General features: G+C 69.3%; 16 protein-coding genes and 2 tRNA genes. 10 read left to right on the top strand and 8 right to left on the bottom strand.

What is annotated here, in order from left to right; all coding sequences use genetic code 11:
• The first annotated feature begins 53 nt into the window (after positions 1-53).
• The 7 genes from ON26_RS27175 (at position 54) to ON26_RS27200 (ending at position 5,091) form a co-directional block, all read left to right on the top strand.
• Positions 54-1,211 (top strand): DUF3566 domain-containing protein, encoded by a 1,158-nt coding sequence (locus ON26_RS27175; RefSeq protein ID WP_040800365.1) that lies wholly within the window; start codon positions 54-56, stop codon positions 1,209-1,211.
• A 178-nt stretch (positions 1,212-1,389) separates the two neighbouring features.
• Positions 1,390-1,463 (top strand) — tRNA-Ile (locus ON26_RS27180).
• 36 nt (positions 1,464-1,499) lie between these two features.
• Positions 1,500-1,607, top strand: a complete 108-nt coding sequence (locus tag ON26_RS34310; RefSeq protein WP_218000635.1) for a DLW-39 family protein — start codon at positions 1,500-1,502, stop codon at positions 1,605-1,607.
• Between the two features lie 28 nt (positions 1,608-1,635).
• A tRNA-Ala gene (locus tag ON26_RS27185) sits at positions 1,636-1,708 on the top strand.
• 87 nt (positions 1,709-1,795) lie between these two features.
• A complete protein-coding gene (locus ON26_RS27190) occupies positions 1,796-2,710 on the top strand; it encodes an acyl-CoA dehydrogenase family protein (RefSeq protein ID WP_040800368.1) in 915 nt (304 codons plus the stop codon).
• Positions 2,711-3,244: 534 nt separating this feature from the next.
• A complete protein-coding gene (locus tag ON26_RS27195) occupies positions 3,245-4,237 on the top strand; it encodes a daunorubicin resistance protein DrrA family ABC transporter ATP-binding protein (protein WP_040800371.1) in 993 nt (330 codons plus the stop codon).
• A 59-nt stretch (positions 4,238-4,296) separates the two neighbouring features.
• On the top strand, positions 4,297-5,091 hold the full coding sequence (locus tag ON26_RS27200) for an ABC transporter permease (RefSeq protein ID WP_040800412.1): 795 nt from the start codon (positions 4,297-4,299) through the stop codon (positions 5,089-5,091).
• Between the two features lie 6 nt (positions 5,092-5,097).
• On the opposite strand, the gene ON26_RS27205 is transcribed toward ON26_RS27200, so the two are convergent.
• Positions 5,098-5,316 (bottom strand): hypothetical protein, encoded by a 219-nt coding sequence (locus ON26_RS27205; RefSeq protein WP_040800374.1) that lies wholly within the window; start codon positions 5,314-5,316, stop codon positions 5,098-5,100.
• 110 nt (positions 5,317-5,426) lie between these two features.
• On the opposite strand from ON26_RS27205, the gene ON26_RS27210 reads away from it, so the two are divergent.
• Complete coding sequence (locus tag ON26_RS27210; protein ID WP_040800377.1) at positions 5,427-6,296, top strand: rhomboid family intramembrane serine protease; 870 nt, start codon at positions 5,427-5,429, stop codon at positions 6,294-6,296.
• Between the two features lie 74 nt (positions 6,297-6,370).
• Here the strand turns inward: ON26_RS27210 and ON26_RS27215 are convergent, their stop codons facing one another.
• A complete protein-coding gene (locus ON26_RS27215) occupies positions 6,371-6,862 on the bottom strand; it encodes a PH domain-containing protein (protein ID WP_051027703.1) in 492 nt (163 codons plus the stop codon).
• Positions 6,863-6,946: 84 nt separating this feature from the next.
• Positions 6,947-7,210 (bottom strand): cell division protein CrgA, encoded by a 264-nt coding sequence (gene crgA, locus ON26_RS27220; protein WP_040800385.1) that lies wholly within the window; start codon positions 7,208-7,210, stop codon positions 6,947-6,949.
• A gap of 95 nt (positions 7,211-7,305) precedes the next feature.
• Between crgA and ON26_RS27225 the strand changes: the two genes are divergently transcribed.
• On the top strand, positions 7,306-7,950 hold the full coding sequence (locus tag ON26_RS27225) for an aminodeoxychorismate/anthranilate synthase component II (RefSeq protein WP_040800387.1): 645 nt from the start codon (positions 7,306-7,308) through the stop codon (positions 7,948-7,950).
• A complete protein-coding gene (locus tag ON26_RS31870; protein WP_245546088.1) occupies positions 7,947-9,074 on the top strand; it encodes a dihydrofolate reductase family protein in 1,128 nt (375 codons plus the stop codon). The genes ON26_RS27225 and ON26_RS31870 overlap by 4 nt, the downstream gene beginning before the upstream one ends.
• 16 nt (positions 9,075-9,090) lie before the next feature.
• On the opposite strand, the gene ON26_RS27235 is transcribed toward ON26_RS31870, so the two are convergent.
• From ON26_RS27235 to ON26_RS27255, 5 genes are all read right to left on the bottom strand, one after another.
• On the bottom strand, positions 9,091-9,510 hold the full coding sequence (locus ON26_RS27235) for a CBS domain-containing protein (protein ID WP_040800391.1): 420 nt from the start codon (positions 9,508-9,510) through the stop codon (positions 9,091-9,093).
• Between the two features lie 184 nt (positions 9,511-9,694).
• On the bottom strand, positions 9,695-11,617 hold the full coding sequence (pknB, locus tag ON26_RS27240) for a Stk1 family PASTA domain-containing Ser/Thr kinase (RefSeq protein ID WP_040800394.1): 1,923 nt from the start codon (positions 11,615-11,617) through the stop codon (positions 9,695-9,697).
• Entirely contained in the window at positions 11,614-13,185 is a 1,572-nt protein-coding gene (locus ON26_RS27245; protein WP_040800397.1) for a protein kinase domain-containing protein, read from the bottom strand. Before ON26_RS27245 ends, pknB begins: the two co-directional genes overlap by 4 nt.
• 35 nt (positions 13,186-13,220) lie before the next feature.
• Positions 13,221-14,687, bottom strand: a complete 1,467-nt coding sequence (locus tag ON26_RS27250) for a peptidoglycan D,D-transpeptidase FtsI family protein (protein WP_040800400.1) — start codon at positions 14,685-14,687, stop codon at positions 13,221-13,223.
• Positions 14,684-16,174 (bottom strand): FtsW/RodA/SpoVE family cell cycle protein, encoded by a 1,491-nt coding sequence (locus ON26_RS27255; RefSeq protein ID WP_040800403.1) that lies wholly within the window; start codon positions 16,172-16,174, stop codon positions 14,684-14,686. The genes ON26_RS27250 and ON26_RS27255 overlap by 4 nt, the downstream gene beginning before the upstream one ends.
• Positions 16,175-16,304: the final 130 nt, after the last annotated feature.

Here is a 16,304-nt window from a genome sequence, read left to right on the forward strand (position 1 = left end):
ACAGCGAGAAACCCCTCCACAGCGGCGGCAACGAACGGATCTAAGGATTCCCATTGACCACTCCGAATCAGCCGAATGACGGGCACCAGAACAACGGTGTGACCGAGCGGATCGCGCCGTCCCCGATTCCGCCGCGGCCGGCTCCCCGGCCCGGCTCGGCCGAGTCCGGACCTCAGGGCGGGAACAACCCGGGCGGTCAGCAGGGCGGCGGCCAGCAGGGTAAGGACGCCGCGCCCGAGAGCAAGCCGGGCGCCGACCAGGAGACCGCCCGGTTCGGCGGCGGTTCCGCCGACTCGGGCGCGGGCAAGGATTCCGCGCCTGCCGGCGGCAAGCCGCAGAACGGGCAGCCACAGAATGCCCAGGCGCCGGGTCAGGGCCAGAACGGCCCCCAGCAGGGTGGCTCCGCTCAGGGTGGTCCGGCGCAGGGCGGCCAGGGGCAAGCCGGTCAAGGCCAGTTCCAGGAGGGCTGGTCGCAGCTGCCGCAGCGGGAGCCGCAGTCGAACCTCTACCGGCCCGGCCAATCTCCGGTGACCGGCAGGCCGGGCGCGGGCGGCGGTCTCGGTGGAGGTGGCCTCGCGGGCGGTGGTCTCGGTGGCGGGGCCTCCAACGCGCGCACCACCGCGGACCTCGCGGCCAAGGCGGCGCGCAAGGAGGCCGCGATGGTGAAGTCCGTCGGCATCGACGGACCGACCCGCAGCATCGCCCGCCCGGAACTGATCAAGGACATGCCCGATCTGTCCGAGATCCGGCATCCGCTGCCGCCCGCGGAAAAGACCGGCCCCGGCCTGTCCCCGCAGTCGTCGGTGCCGCAGGCGGTGCCGATGGCGGTGGCCGCGGCCGTGTCCGCCGGTGATCCGCTGCGCGCCACCGTGCAGATCCGCCGCATCGACCCCTGGTCGACGCTGAAGATCTCGCTGGTGATCAGCGTGGCGCTGTTCTTCGTGTGGATGCTCGCGGTCGGTCTGCTCTACATCGTGCTCGAGGGCATGGGCGTGTGGGAGCGGCTGAACAACACCTTCACCGAGATGGTGTCGCAGGACGGCGGTACCTCCGGGCTCATCGACGCGGGCACGGTGTTCGGCTACGCAGGCGTCATCGGCCTGATCAATGTCGTGCTGTTCACCGCGCTCGGTACGGTCGGCACGTTCATCTACAACCAGTGCTGCGATCTGGTCGGCGGCATCCAGGTGACCCTGGCCGACCCCGACTAGTCCACGGCTACGGCTGGTCCACAGCTACGGCACGACGGCCGGTATCGCCTCTGCGGGGGCGGTGCCGGCCGTCTCCCGTCTCGCTCGGTGGCTCGCCCTGACCAGGCGTTTTGGTTGTTCCCGCTCTGTCGGGTAACCTTTGTCCTCGGTTCGCCCGATACGGTGCGAGACCGGATACGGGCCTATAGCTCAGGCGGTTAGAGCGCTTCGCTGATAACGAAGAGGTCGGAGGTTCAAGTCCTCCTAGGCCCACTCCTACTCCCCGAACCGCACAGTAGGGTGGACATCATGAAGATCGTTCTCGCGGCCGGCGTCGTTCTCGCCGTTCTGATCGGGATCACCAAGCTCCGCAAGCGCGAGGAAGCCGACCACTGGCACGAGGTCACCGCCCGCTGAGTGCGGCGGCACCGAATTCCGGTGACTCGGGGCCTTAGCTCAATTGGCAGAGCACTGCCTTTGCAAGGCAGGGGTTAGGGGTTCGATTCCCCTAGGCTCCACTCCGACGCTCCCTACCTGATACGGGTAGGGAGCGTTCTGCATTCCGGGCGCACACGGGTTCGCCGGTCGTGGGTTAGCGTGCAGAAATGAGCACAGTGTTCGACTATCTGCTGACCGAGGCGCCGGGCGGTCCGATGGCCTCGATGAACGTGGCCTGGGAGCGGTATCGGGCAGCGGCGCAGCGGTTTCCGGTCCCGGTGGACGCGGCCGTGGCGGGCGGGTTCGCCGCGGATCGGCTCGGTTACGCCTTTCTGGCCGGATATCAGGCGGCGATCGCCGCGCTGCTCCCGGAGACGGCCGGGGAGCGGGCGTACGCGCTGGCGGCGACGGAGGAGGGCGGGGGACACCCGGCGGCGATCCGGACCGCGCTGAGCGAGCGTGACGGCGGGTGGACCGTACGGGGCACGAAGACTTTCACGACGCTGGCCGGACTGGCCGATCGGCTGGTGGTGATCGCGAGCCGGGGCGCGGGGGAGGACGGACGCAACCGGCTGGCGGCCGTGCTGGTGGACGTCACGGGTCCGGAGGTGACGGTGACCGACCGGCCCGCGCTGGCGTTCGCACCCGAGATCCCGCACGCCGTGGTCACTTTCGAGGACGCGCCGGCGACCCCGCTGCCCGGTGACGGCTACACCGAGGTGCTCAAGCCGTTCCGCACGATCGAGGACATCCACGTGACCGCCGCGGCCCTGGGCTGGCTGGTGCGGGTCGGCAGGCAGGCGGACTGGCCGCAGCCGGTGCTGCAGCGGCTGTTCGGGATGGTCGCGGCGCTGCGCGGGCTGGCGAGTTGCCCGGCCTCCTCGGCGGGCGTGCACGTCGGCCTCGGCGGGGTCTTCGATGATGTCGGGCGGCTGTTCGGGGAGATCGAACCGCTCTGGGCACAGGTCGACGGGCCGACACGGGCGCGCTGGGAACGGGATCGGCCACTGCTCGGTGTCGCGGGGCGGGTACGGGAACAGCGACTGGCAACCGCCTGGCGAGCGGCCGGCGCCGTGGACTGAACGGGCCGCTGGACCGACTCCGGACATGGAGCGGGCCTCGGCGAAGGGGGGGAGTTAGCCGAGGCCCGCGTAAGGTCGGCCCGGGGGGAGGGGCCGACGCCAACGATCCTACGCGATAACCGGCCGATTGTGTGCGCGCCACGAGTTTGATTTCGCCGACATTCTTCGATCGGCCGCCGGAGTGCCGAAGCCGACCTTCCGGTCCGCTGTCTGCGCTGCCGTCGGAGCGGGGCCGGGCCGAGAGGTCGTGGCATTCGCCCGGTTACGCCGGATTCCGGCCGCTCATCGCGAACCGCCCGGGCGGGGTGAGCCGATCCGGGATATCCGGCACGGCAGAAAGTGTCGTACCCCTCTGCCACGATGGCGCGATGGTGATCGGGAGTCGGGGGAGTTCACGGTGACGAGATCCGAGGGGGCGCGCGGCCGGCGTCGAAATGGGCTGCGGTTCCGGGGTGGTGGGGACATACTGGCACCGGCTCACCGCGGGCGCCGACCGGAACGGCGCAGCGAGCAATCGTCTACGGCAGGAGAATCATGCCCGACGCAATCATCGCCGAGGGGCTCGTCAAGCGTTACGGTCGTCTGGTCGCCCTCGACGGCCTGGACCTCACGGTGCCGGAGGGCACCGTGACCGCATTGCTCGGGCCCAACGGCTCGGGTAAGACCACCACCGTCCGGGTGCTCACCACCCTGCTCGTACCCGATGCGGGCCGCGCCACCGTCGCGGGTATCGACGTGCTGCGCAACCCGCAGGCCCTGCGTTCCCGGATCGGCGCCTCCGGGCAGTACTCGGCGGTGGACGAATACCTCACCGGCTTCGAGAACCTGGAGATGGTGGGGCGGCTCTACCACCTGGGCGTCAAGCGCAGCAAGGAGCGGGCACGCGAACTGCTGGAGCGGTTCCGGCTCAGCGACGCCGCCGATCGCCCGGTACGCGGCTACTCCGGCGGCATGCGGCGCAGGCTCGATCTCGCCGGCGCCCTGGTGGCCAACCCGCCGGTGCTGTTCCTCGACGAACCGACCACCGGCCTGGATCCGCGGGCGCGGCTGGATCTGTGGGATGTCATCGAGGAACTGGTCGCGGGCGGCACCACGCTGCTGTTGACGACGCAGTACATGGACGAAGCCGATCGGCTCGCCGACGCCATCGCGGTGATCGACCACGGCAGGGTCATCGCCCGCGGTACCGCCGACGAACTCAAGTCCCTGGTCGGCGGCGACCGGATCGAACTCACCGTCGACTCCGCGGCCGCCCTGCCCACGGCCGAGCGCGTGCTGAAACCGCTGGCGGACGGCGATATCCATCTAGAGCCGGGATTGCGGCGCGTCATCGTGCCGGTGGGCAACGGCTCCCAGACCCTGGTCGACGCCATCGGTCTGCTCGGTGGCGCGGGCGTGCAGATCCACGACGTCGGCCTGCGCAGACCCTCGCTCGACGACGTGTTCCTCACCCTCACCGGCCACGAGGCCGAACAACGATCGTCCACCACAGACAGCGTCGATGCCACGGAAGGGGCCACCCCATGACCTCGGCACCCACGACCTTCGACACCGCATCCGAGTCCGGCCTCGCGAGCAGGCTCGCCATGGTCGTCGCCGACAGCATCACGGTCACCAAGCGCAATGTCATCAAGATCAAGCGCGTACCCGATGTGCTGATCTTCTCGACGCTCGCACCGATCATGTTCGTGCTGCTGTTCGCCTATGTGTTCGGCACCGCGATCCAGGTGCCCGGTCTCGAGGGTGGTTACCGCGAATTCCTGATCGCGGGCATCTTCGCCCAGACCGTCGTCTTCGGTTCCTCCTTCACCGGCGCCAGCCTGGCCGAGGACATGCAGAAGGGCATCATCGACCGGTTCCGCTCGCTGCCGATGGCGCCGGTGGCGATGCTGATCGGCCGGACCGTCAGCGATGTGGTGATCAACATCGTGAGCTTGACGGTGATGTCGATCACCGGTCTGCTGGTGGGCTGGCGCATCCGCGGGTCGTTCGTGGATGCGGTGCTCGCCTACCTGCTGCTGTTGCTGTTCGCCTACGCGCTGTCCTGGATCATGGCCGTGGTCGGCATGCTGGTCCACTCGCCGGAGGTGTTCAACAACGCCAGCTTCATGGTGGTGTTCCCGCTGACCTTCCTGGCCAACACCTTCGTCCCGATCGAGGATCTGCCCGCGGTGCTGAAGGTGTTCGCGGAGTGGAACCCGGTCTCGGCGGTGGTGGCGGCGACCCGTGAGCTGTTCGGTAACACCGGCGGACTCACACCGCAATCCGATGCCTGGTCGATGCAGCATCCGGTGGCGACCACGCTGATCTGGGTGGTCGTGATCCTGGCGGTGTTCGTGCCGCTGGCGCTGCGGCAGTACAAGCGGACCGTCAGCCGCTGAGGCGGCTCAGTGCGCGTCGGCTCCGGTCTGCGGAGCCGACGGCGAGCCGTTGGTCGACGCCACGTCGCGGGTGTGGCCGATGCGCGGCGGCTCCGGGGCCGGTTCCGGAGGCAGCGGTCGCTTGCTGCGCACGATCCAGGCCGCGCCGCCCGCCGCGCCGAGCAGAGCCGCGGCGATGAGCCGGTTACGGGAATTCGGGGAGAGGAACGAGGGCCTCGAGGTCATCGGACCACTCTCGCACAACGCGGCACGGGATGCAGAAACTCCTGGTCACTGCCGGTGCCAGGGTCGGCCGCCGTCGGCGGGTGTCCGAATTTGATTAGCATTGCCGGGTGATGAACGCTCGCCCGCACGCGCCCACCTGCGTCCGACACCCCGATCGTGCGACCGGTCTGTCGTGCACGCGTTGCGGGCGACCGGCCTGTCCGGAGTGCCTGCGGCCCGCGGCTGTGGGCCAGCACTGCGTCGACTGCGTGCGTGCGGGCCAGTCGCAGGTGCGTCCGGTACGCACGGTGGCGGGCGCCCCGGTCGCCCGGATGACGAAGCCGTATGTGACCTATGGCCTGATCGCGGTGAACCTGCTGTTCTATGCCGCCACGGTGTTGCAGTCGGGCAGCCTGATGGAGAACTATCGCTCCTCGCTGTTCCTGCGGCTGGCGCTGATCCCTTCCCTGGTCGCCGATGGGGAGTGGATCCGGCTGATCGGCGCGGGCTTCCTGCACTGGGGGCCGCTGCATCTGGCACTCAACATGTTCGCCCTCTATGTCATCGGCATCCAGATCGAGCCGGTGCTCGGCCGGTGGCGGATGCTCGCGCTCTACCTGGTCTCGCTGCTCGGCGGCTCGGCGGCGGGCATGCTGCTGGAGGCGCCGAACTCGATCGGGGCGGGCGCGTCCGGCGCGGTCTACGGCTTGTTCGGCGTGATCGCGGTGGTGATGTTCCGGCTGCGGGCCAATCCCACCCAGATTCTGGTCGTTATCGGCATCAACGTGTTCCTCAGCCTGAGCCTGCCGGGGATCTCGCTGTGGGTGCATCTCGGCGGCTTGGTCGCGGGCACGCTGGCCACGCTCGGACTGCTGTTCCTGCCGGAATGGCTGCGGGTCCGCGACGCCGCGACCGCTCGGCGGGTGGGCTGGGCTTCGATCGCCGCGGTCGCGCTCGCCTCGGTCGTCGTCACCGTGGTGGCGGTGGTCCTGCTCGGCTGATCGGGTGTGCGGTATCGCACGCGGAAGGCGAAACGCGGTGATTCACGTGAAACGTCGCCTGCCCGGTCAGCTGTTCAGTCTGTGCGCAGCACGGCGAGACGATGCACGACCAGCGCGTCGAAGACGTCTTCCGGGTTGGTCCCGAGATCCCATCGGCCGAAGATCAGCAATCTGTCGCCGTCGCCGTGGCGCACGTCGATCTCGAGCATCGGGGTGCGACGCCCGAGCCGGCGGTAGCTCACGATGCGAGCGCGGATCAGCTCGTCCGGGCGGTATTCGGTGGGACCGAGCAGGCCGCGCACGATGAGGCGGGGCTCGGCGCCGGGGCGCACCTCCAGGCGGGGGCGTTGCCGGACGCCGAGCACGGCGAGTCCGATCAGGCCGGCCGCGGCCACGCCGACGATCAGCGTGCTCGGCGCGTCACCGGCGAAGAAGGCGGCGATCGCCAGCGCCACACCGCCGAGACCGACGGCCACAAGGGCCGGGGTGGGAGTGGACCAGGTGAGTCGGGACGGCGATTCCGGGGGCGTCGATTCCGGGTTCACGTGGCGCTGTCCCCAATCCATCCTCGAGTTGTCCACAGGCTCATCCACAGGGTGTGAATGAATGACACAGGTGTAATCCAGGAACCTGAGGCGGCTGCGCGCAGGTCAGCGCCACCGCATGGTCATGATCAACCCGATGACCATGAGGCCGAAGCCGATCAGGAAGTTCCACGCGTTCAGATCGTTCATCCAGCTGATCTGCTCGGCGGCCAGGTAGTACACCAGCAGCCAGAGCAGCCCGGCCAGCATGAAACCGAGCATGATCGCGACGTACCAGACCGGTGACGGCCCCGCCTTGACCTTGACCGGGGTGCGGCTGGCAGGATTGATCGCGTAATCGGCCTTCTTGCGGACCTTCGACTTCGGCATGACATCCTCGGCATCGGGACTATTTGTCGACGTCCAGGCTATCCCAAGAGGTAATCGATGGGGCACCCCGGCGAACCTGCACTAATCTCGAAGCCATGCGTGTTCTGGTCGTCGACAACTACGACAGCTTCGTGTTCAACCTGGTGCAGTATCTGGGCCAGCTGGGAGCCGAGGCCGTCGTCTGGCGCAACGACGATGCCCGGCTGGCCGATGCGGAGGCCGTCACCGCCGATTACGACGGCATTCTCATCAGCCCCGGCCCCGGCACCCCGGACCGCGCGGGCGCCAGTATCGACCTGGTGCGAGCCTGTGCGAAGAACGCCACTCCGCTGCTGGGCGTGTGCCTCGGGCACCAGGCCATCGGTGCGGCGTTCGGTGCCACCGTCACCCGCGCGCCCGAACTCCTGCACGGTAAGACCAGCGAGGTCTTCCACATCGGCGCGGGCGTGCTGGCCGGGCTGCCCGACCCCTTCACCGCGACCCGGTACCACTCGCTGACCGTGCTCGAGGACACCATGCCCCCCGAGCTCGAGGTGCTGGGGCGCACCGCATCGGGTCTGGTCATGGCCATGCGCCATCACGAGCTGCCGATCCACGGCGTGCAGTTCCATCCCGAGTCGGTGCTCACCCAGGGCGGGCACCGGATGCTGGCGAACTGGCTGGGCGTGTGCGGCGAACGCCCGGCCGAGGGGCTGGTGGAGCGGCTGGAGGCGGAGGTCGCGTCGCTGGTGCTGCGGTGAGTCCCGGGGCCAGGCCCTACGTGCTGCTCTCGGCGGCGATGAGCCTGGACGGTTACCTCGACGACGACAGCCCGCACCGCCTGCTGCTCTCCGACGCCGCGGACTTCGATCGCGTCGATCAGGTACGCGCGGAATCCGATGCGATCATGGTCGGCGCCCAGACGCTGCGCGCGGACAACCCGCGCCTGCTGGTGGCCGACGAGTCCCGCAGGCGCGCTCGGATCGCGTCGGGCAAGCCGGAGTTCCCGGTGAAGGTCACTGTCACCGACAGCGGCAGACTGGATCCCTCGCTGAGGGTGTGGCGCGACGGCGGCGACAAGCTCGTCTACACCACCGAGGCGGGAGCCGCAGCGCTCAGTGATTCGTTGGCGGGTCTGGCCGAGGTATGTGTGCTCGGGCCGCGGGTCGACCTCGGCGCGGTGCTCGACGATCTGGGCGCGCGCGGCATCGAGAGGTTGATGGTCGAGGGCGGCACCAGGATGCACACCGCCTTCCTGGCCGGCGATCTCGCCGACGAATTGCGGCTGGCCGTCGCGCCGCTGTTGGTCGGCGCGCCGGGCGGGCCGCGATTCGTCGAACCGGCCGTGTTCCCCGGACGCAGGCTGACACTGGCCGATGTGAGCACGGCCGGCGACATGGCCGTGCTGCGGTACCTGCTGCGCACGGAATCCATCGCCGACCGGGATCGGCGGTTCCTTCTTCGGGCGATCGAACTCGCGCGCGCCTGCCCGCCCAGTCCGACGGCGTTCTCGGTCGGCGCGGTGATCGTCGCCGGCGGGGCCGAGATCGCCACCGGATACTCGCGCGAGTCCGACGAGAAGGTGCATGCCGAGGAATCGGCGCTGAACAAGCTCGATCCCGACGACCCGCGCCTGGCGGGGGCCACCATCTACAGCACGCTGGAGCCGTGCTCCCGGCGCGCCACCGCCACCAGACCGCCGTGCACCGACCGCATCCTGGCCGCGGGCATCGCGCGCGTGGTCATCGCCTGGCGCGAGCCCGCGACGTTCGTCGACAACTGTGTGGGCGTGGAGAAACTCCGGGACCACGGCGTGGAGGTCGTGGAGATCCCCGAGCTGGCCGACGCGGCGATGGCGATGAACCGCCACCTCGACCTGGGCTGAACTGCTCGGCCGCGGGTTACGGCCTGCCGTAGATGGCGGTGACGAATTCGCCGAGCTGGTTGTCGTCGAGATGCCGGGCCAGGTCGGCTTCGCTGATCATGCCGACCAGCCGCTTGTTGTCGATGACGGGCATCCGCTTGACCCGATGGTTCTCCATCGCGTCGAGCACCTCCTCGACGTCGGCGTCGGCCGCCACCCAGCGCGGCGTCGCCTCACAGAGTTCGGCGGCCCGCATGGTGGTCGGCGAGCCGCCGCGCGCCACGCACTTCAGCACGATGTCGCGGTCGGTGACGATGCCGCACATCCGCTCGTTCTCGTCGGCGACGACGAGCGAGCCCACGTCGAGTTCGGCCATCAGGCGGGCCGCGTGCTCGACGGTGTCCTGCTTGGAGATCCACTGTGCGCCGGGCTTCATGATTTCCCTGGCTGTGGTCATGGGGTCATCTCCTCTTTCCTGCGGGCTGATTCGGACGGATCACTGCTTCGGAGGATCACCGATCCGGGACGGATCACTGATCCGAAGAGACCTGCCCATTCTGACGCCGCGGCCACCCGATCGCGCCCGTCATTCGGGTAACGATCGGGTGGCCGGTGCACAGGGATCAGGGGGAGACGACCGATCAGGGCGGACCGAGGATGCCCGTGGTGATGGACACGGTCCCGGTCTTCGACACCGACGATCCGGCCTGCGGCTGCTGGCTGACGATGCGGCCCACGCTTCCGGTGTCGAAGGTGCCGACGGTGGACTGGCTGATCTGCGCGGAGGTGCCGGTCCAGCCCGCCTGGCGCAGGCGGTCGACCGCCTGCGAGGGCGTCAGCCCGACCAGGCTCGGCATGGTGATGTTGTCACCGGTGGAGACCTGCACGGTCACCGTCGAACCGCGATCCGCGCTGCTACCGCCCGCCGGGCTGGTGCCGACCACCTCGCCCTTCGGCCGCGCGGAATCGACTTCCTCGATGGTGATCCGGAAACCCGCGCTGTCCACCAGGTTCGGCTCGGCCACACTGATGTCCTGGCCGACCACGCTGGGCACCCGGACCTTCTCCGGCCCCTTGCCGACCCACACCACGATGGCCTGATCGACATCGACCCGCGCGCCGGCCGCGGGCTCGGTGCCGATCACGGAATCGACATCCTGGGCGCTGGACTCCTTGCGCTCCACGTTCGGGTCCATCCGCAGGCCGACGGCGTTGAGTTCCTGCTGGGCCTGTTCCACCGTCAGGCCGTCGAGCCGGGGCACCTGGACCTGCGCGGGCCCGGAGGACACCTGCACCGTCACGGTGCTGCCCTCGTCGATGCGGGAACCGCCGAGCGGCTGGGTGGCGATGACATTGCCCGCGGCGATCTTGCTGTCGGGTTTCTGCTGGATCGCCACCGAGAAACCGAGCCGTTGCAGGGTGTCCTGCGCCTGCTGGGACGACTTGTTCGACAGGTCCGGCACGGCCACCTGATCGGGCTTGCTGCCCGGACCGAGGAACACCCAGAACATGGCGAAGGCGACCGCGAGCACCGCCGCGGCGCCGAACGCCAGGTAGGCGGTCCGGCGGCCGCTGCCGGGGTCGGCGGCCTCCTGCTCGGCCGTGGCCGGTGCGGCGTTGTTGTCCTCGCGCGGGTGCATCCGGTACCCGCGCGGCGCGGGCTCGTCGTCGTCGAGGAAGGTGGTGCGGTCCTCGTCGGTCATCACCATCGGCGCGCTCGGCTTCTGCCCACCTAGCACCCGGATCAGATCCGCGCGCATCTCCGCGGCGGTCTGGTACCGGTTGGCCGGGTTCTTGCTCATCGCCTTGAGCACGACCGAGTCGAGTTCGCGCGGCACCCCGTTGTAGACGTGTGAGGGCAGCCGCGGATCTTCCTTGACGTGCTGGTAGGCCACCGCGACGGGGGAGTCGCCGCTGAACGGCGGTTCCCCGGTGAGGATTTCGAACAGCACGCAGCCGACCGAGTACACGTCCGAGCGGGCGTCGACGGTCTCACCGCGTGCCTGCTCGGGGGACAGATACTGGGCGGTGCCGATGACGGCCGCGGTCTGGGTCATCGGGTTGGCGGCGTCGGCGATCGCGCGGGCGATGCCGAAGTCCATCACCTTGACCGCGCCGGACCGGTTGATCATGATGTTGGCCGGCTTCATGTCGCGGTGCACGATGCCGTGCTTGTGACTGAAATCCAGAGCGGCACAGACGTCGGCGACGATCTCCATGGCGCGTCTGGGCGCCAGCGGTCCCTTGCTGCGCACGATGTCGCGCAGGGTGTCGCCCTCGACGTACTCCATGACGATGTAGGGCAGTGGGCCGCCGTCGATCTCGGCTTCGCCGGTGTCGTAGACGGCGACGATGGCCGGGTGATTGAGCGCCGCGGCGTTCTGCGCCTCACGCTTGAAACGCAGGTAGAACGTGGGATCGCGGGCCAGGTCGGCGCGCAGCACCTTGATCGCCACATCGCGGCTCAGCCGCAGATCCCTGGCCTTGTGCACCTCCGACATCCCGCCGAATCCGATGATCTCGCCCAATTCGTAGCGCGACGAGAGATTCTTCGGGGTCGTCATCGTTGTCCTTGCTCAGGTGGGGTGGGCTCGCTGGGAGTGGCCGTCGGACCTGCGGCACCGGAATCGGAATCCTCCGCAAATGGTAGGTCGAAGGTCGGGAACAAGGTACGCGTGGTGGTCGTGCGCCTGGTCCGGGTCGGCTCCGGCGTGGTGGTCGGCGCTTGGGTGGTCGGCTGCACGGTGGTCGTGGTCGGCGCGACCGTGGTGGTGGTCGGCTCCGGCGTGGTGGTGGTCGGCTCCGGCTCGGTGGTCGCCGGCGGAGGCGGCGGCACGTACCGGGTGGTGGTCGGCTCGGCGGTGGTCGTGGTGGGTTCCTGTGGCGGCGGCGCGAGGGTGGTACTCGCCGGCGGGGTCTTCGGTTCCGGGTTGGTGTCGCCGCCGAAGAGCAGCCACAGCACCGCGCCCACCATCAGGAGCGCGGCCGCGCTGAGACCGGCAAGCGCCTTCTGGGTGGTGGTCCACTGCCCGTTGCCGCGCTGCGGGGGCGGGCCGTAATGGCCGGGGGCGGCGTTGGGCCCGGTCCCGTTCCGTCCGCCCCCGTTGTGGTTGCTCATCATGGTGGCGGGCGCGTCGGCCTGCCCCATGCCGCCGACGGCGGCCGCGGCCGGACGGCTGTAGCGCACGGTCGGTCCGTCGCCGGGGCTCGCGGGGATCGCGACCGTCGGCCCGGGCGGCAACATCTGGGTGGCGTCCTCGACCGGCCCCGGTCCCGCGGCGCCCTTGGGCGGCGGCGGACGATGCCCGGCACGCACCGCGGCCACGGCGTCGGCGAACTCGCCGCCGCTGGCGTACCGCAGATGCGGGTCCTTGCCGATGGTGATCTCGATCAGCTCGCGCACGTTCGGCGGCACATCGGGCGGCAGCGGCGGCGGGGTCTCGCGCACGTGCTTCATCGCCACCGTGATGGCGCCGTCGCCGGTGAACGGGCGCTTGCCCGCCAGCGCCTCGTAGCCGACCACGCCGAGGGAGTACACGTCGCTGGCCGAGGTGGCGTCCTCACCGACGGCCTGCTCGGGCGCGATGTACTGGGCAGTGCCCATCACCATGCCGGTCTTGGTGACCGGGCTGGCGTCGACCGCCTTGGCGATGCCGAAGTCGGTGATCTTCACCTGCCCCGTCGGCGTGACCAGGATGTTGCCCGGCTTGACGTCGCGGTGCACGACACCGGCGGCATGCGCGGCCTCGAGCGCGCGTCCGGTCTGTTCGAGCATGTCCAGGCCCTGGTTCACCGAGAGCTTGCCGAGCCTGCTGAGCACGGCATTGAGCGGTTCGCCCTGCACCAGTTCCATCACCAGGTACGAGGTCTCGCCCTGGCTCGGGTCGTAGGTCTCGCCGTAGTCGTAGATGCCGGCGATGCCGGAGTGGTTCAGCTGCGCCGTGGTCTGGGCCTCGGTGCGGAACCGCTGGCGGAAGGTCGGGTCGGCGGAGAATTCGGCCTTGAGGACCTTGACCGCCACGCGGCGGTTCAACCTCGTGTCCAGCGCTTCCCAGACCTGGCCCATGCCACCGGTGGCGATCAGGCGTTGCAGTCGGTAGCGGTCGGCTATCAGCGCACCGTTGTTCAGCATCGGGGCCCCCGAACCTCTCCTCGCACGTTCAATTCCTAGCCCCCTTGCAGACCGGCGTCGAGCACGGCCCTGGCGATGGGCGCCGCCACCGAGCCGCCGGTGGCCGCCAGCGACCGATCGCCGCCGTCCTCCACGATGACCGCGATCGCGATCTTCGGGTTCTGTGCCGGTGCGAAAGCGATATACCAGGCGTGCGGCGGGGTGTTACGCGGATCGGAGCCGTGCTCGGCGGTGCCGGTCTTGGACGCGATCGTGTACCCGGATCGCCCGCTGCCCGTCGTGTTCTGCTCCGACTCGATCATCATGGCGGTCACCTGGGAGGCCACGTCCGCGCTGACCGCCTGCCCCACCGAGACCGGTTTGGTCTTGGAAAGCTCGCTCAGATCCGGGCCCTGCCTGGCGTCGACCAGGTACGGCTGCATGCGGACCCCGCCGTTGGCGATGGTGGCCGCGACGACCGCGTTGTCGAGCGGGGTGAGCGCCACGTCGCGCTGTCCGATGCTGCTCTGGCCCAGCGCCGCGTTGTCGGGAATCGGTCCCAGCGTGCTCTCGTACCAGTCCAGCGGGATGCCGGAATGCTCACCGATGCCGAACGCCGCCGCGGTGTCCTCGAGCGCGGTCGCGCCGACGCCGATGCCGAGCTCCACGAAGGCGGTGTTGCACGACAGCCGGAAGGCGTTGGTCAGCGTGGTCGTCGGTTCGCCGCCACACGGGCTGCCGTTGTAGTTCTCCAGCGAGGTGCTGGTGCCCGGCAGAGTGATCGAGGGAGCGGCGGTGAGCTGGGTGTCCGGCTTGGCGACACCGTGGGCCAGCGCGGCCGCGGTGACCACCACCTTGAACGTCGAGCCGGGCGGATAGGTCTGCGAGACGGCGCGATTGAGCATCGGCTTGTCCGGATCGGACTCCAGTCCCTCGAGCGCCGCGGTGGTCTCCGCCGCGTCGTGCCCGGCCAGCACGTTCGGGTCGTAGCTGGGCGTGGAGACCATGGTGAGGATCTTGCCGGTGCTCGGCTCGATGGCCACCACCGAACCGGTGTAGCCCTTGGCGGTGAGTTGCTCGTAGGCGACCTGCTGCATCACCGGGTCGAGCGTGGTCAGCACATTGCCGCCGCGCGGGTCACGGCCGGAGACCAGGTCGATGAGCCTGCGCCCGAACAGCTGGCTGTCGGAACCGTTGAGCAGCGGATCCTCGGTGCGCTCCAGTCCGCCGCTGCCGTTCTGCATCGTGTAGTAGCCGGTCACCGGTGCGTAGGCCTGCGGATCGGTCGGGTAGACGCGCAGGTACTTGTAGCGGTCGTCGGTCTCGACCGAGGAGGCCAGCACCGTGCCGCCCGCGGCGATCTGCCCGCGTTGGCGGGAGTACTCGTCGAGCAGCACCCGGGAGTTGCGCGGATCGTTGCGGTAGTCGTCGGCCTTGATGACCTGCACGTAGGTGGCGTTCATGAGCAGCGCGACGATCATCACCATCACCGCGACCGCTACCCGTCGTAGTGGTGTGTTCATTCCGGTCGCCTCGCCTCCGGGTGTCGCGGGTCCGGACGACGCAACATCTCGGTCTGCGCCTCGGCGATCGGCGCCGCCGGTTCCCGCTTACGCACCGGAGCCGGTGCGCGGGCCGCATCGGAGACCTTGATCAGCAGCGCGAGCAGCGCGTAGTTCGCCAGCAGTGAGGAACCGCCGTAGGACATGAACGGCGTGGTCAGACCGGTCAGCGGGATCAGTTTGGTGACGCCGCCGACGACCACGAAGATCTGGATCGCCAGGGTGAAGGCCAGGCCTGCGGCGAGCAGCTTGCCGAAACTGTCGCGCACCGCGAGCGCGGTCCGCAGGCCGCGCACGATCAGCACCAGGAACAGGATCAGCACGGCGCTCAGGCCGATCAGGCCCATCTCCTCGCCGATGGTGGTGACGATGAAGTCGGTCTTGGAGAAGGGCACCTGGTTCGGGCGGCCGCTGCCGAGTCCGGTGCCCGCCAGTCCGCCGGTGGCCAGGCCGAACAGCGACTGGGAGAGCTGGTAGCCGGTGTTGTGGTAATCGGCGAACGGGTCGAGCCAGGTGTCGATGCGGACCTTGACGTGGCCGAAGATCTGGTAGGCGAAGACGAAACCGGCGAGCAACAAGCCGAATCCGATGATCAGCCAGCCCACCCGCTCGGTGGCGATGTAGAGCATCACCAGCACGGTGCTGAAGATCAGCAGCGAGGTGCCCAGATCCTTCTCCAGCACCAGCACACCGATGCAGATCACCCAGACCGCCAGGATGGGGCCGAGATCGCGGGCGCGCGGGAAGTCCATGCCGAGCCAGTGCTTGCCCGCGACGGTGAACAGTTCACGCTTGGAGACCAGCACCGAGGCGAAGAAGATGATCAGCAGCAGCTTGGCGAACTCACCGGGCTGCACGCTGAAACCGGGCAGCCGGATCCAGATCTTGGCGCCGTTGATCTCGGACATGCTCGCCGGCAGCAGCGCCGGGATCATCAGCGCGACAAGGCCGATCAGGCCGAGGGTGTAGCTGTAGCGGGCCAGCGTGCGGTAGTCGCGCAGCACCACGAGCACCGCCACGAACACCACCATGCCCAGCGCCGTCCACAGGATCTGCTGGTTGGCGTCGGGGGAGGGGATCGGCACCGAGTTGAACACCGCGTTCTGCGCCGCGCCCAGGTCGAGCCGGTGGATCAGCACCAGCCCGAGACCGTTGAGCGCGGCCACGATGGGCAGCAACAGCGGGTCGGCGAACGGCGCGAACCGGCGCACCGCAAGATGGGCGACCGCGTACAGCGCCAGGAAGGCAGCGCCGTACTTGGCGATGTCCCAGGTGATCGACTGCTCCTGGCTGGCTTCCACCAGGAACAGCGCGGCGGTCACCAGGACGGCCGCGAATCCGAGCAGCAGCAACTCGACATTGCGCCGCGTCGACGGCGGCGGCGCCGGCGCGAAACCACCCGGTGGACTCGGAAAGGCCCCGGCGGACGGCGGTGCCGGTGCGGACATCAGTCCGTCACCCGGCAGTTCTCCCCCGCGGTCTGGGGGCTCGGCGCCGGAGTCGCCACGGCCGTGGGAGCGGCGGTATCGGGCGCGGGCTGCGGCGCGGGCTCGGATGCGGGTGCCGGTGCGGGCGGAG

The sequence above is a fragment of the Nocardia higoensis NBRC 100133 genome (genome assembly GCF_000308595.1).
Taxonomy (GTDB): Bacteria; Actinomycetota; Actinomycetes; order Mycobacteriales; family Mycobacteriaceae; genus Nocardia; species Nocardia higoensis.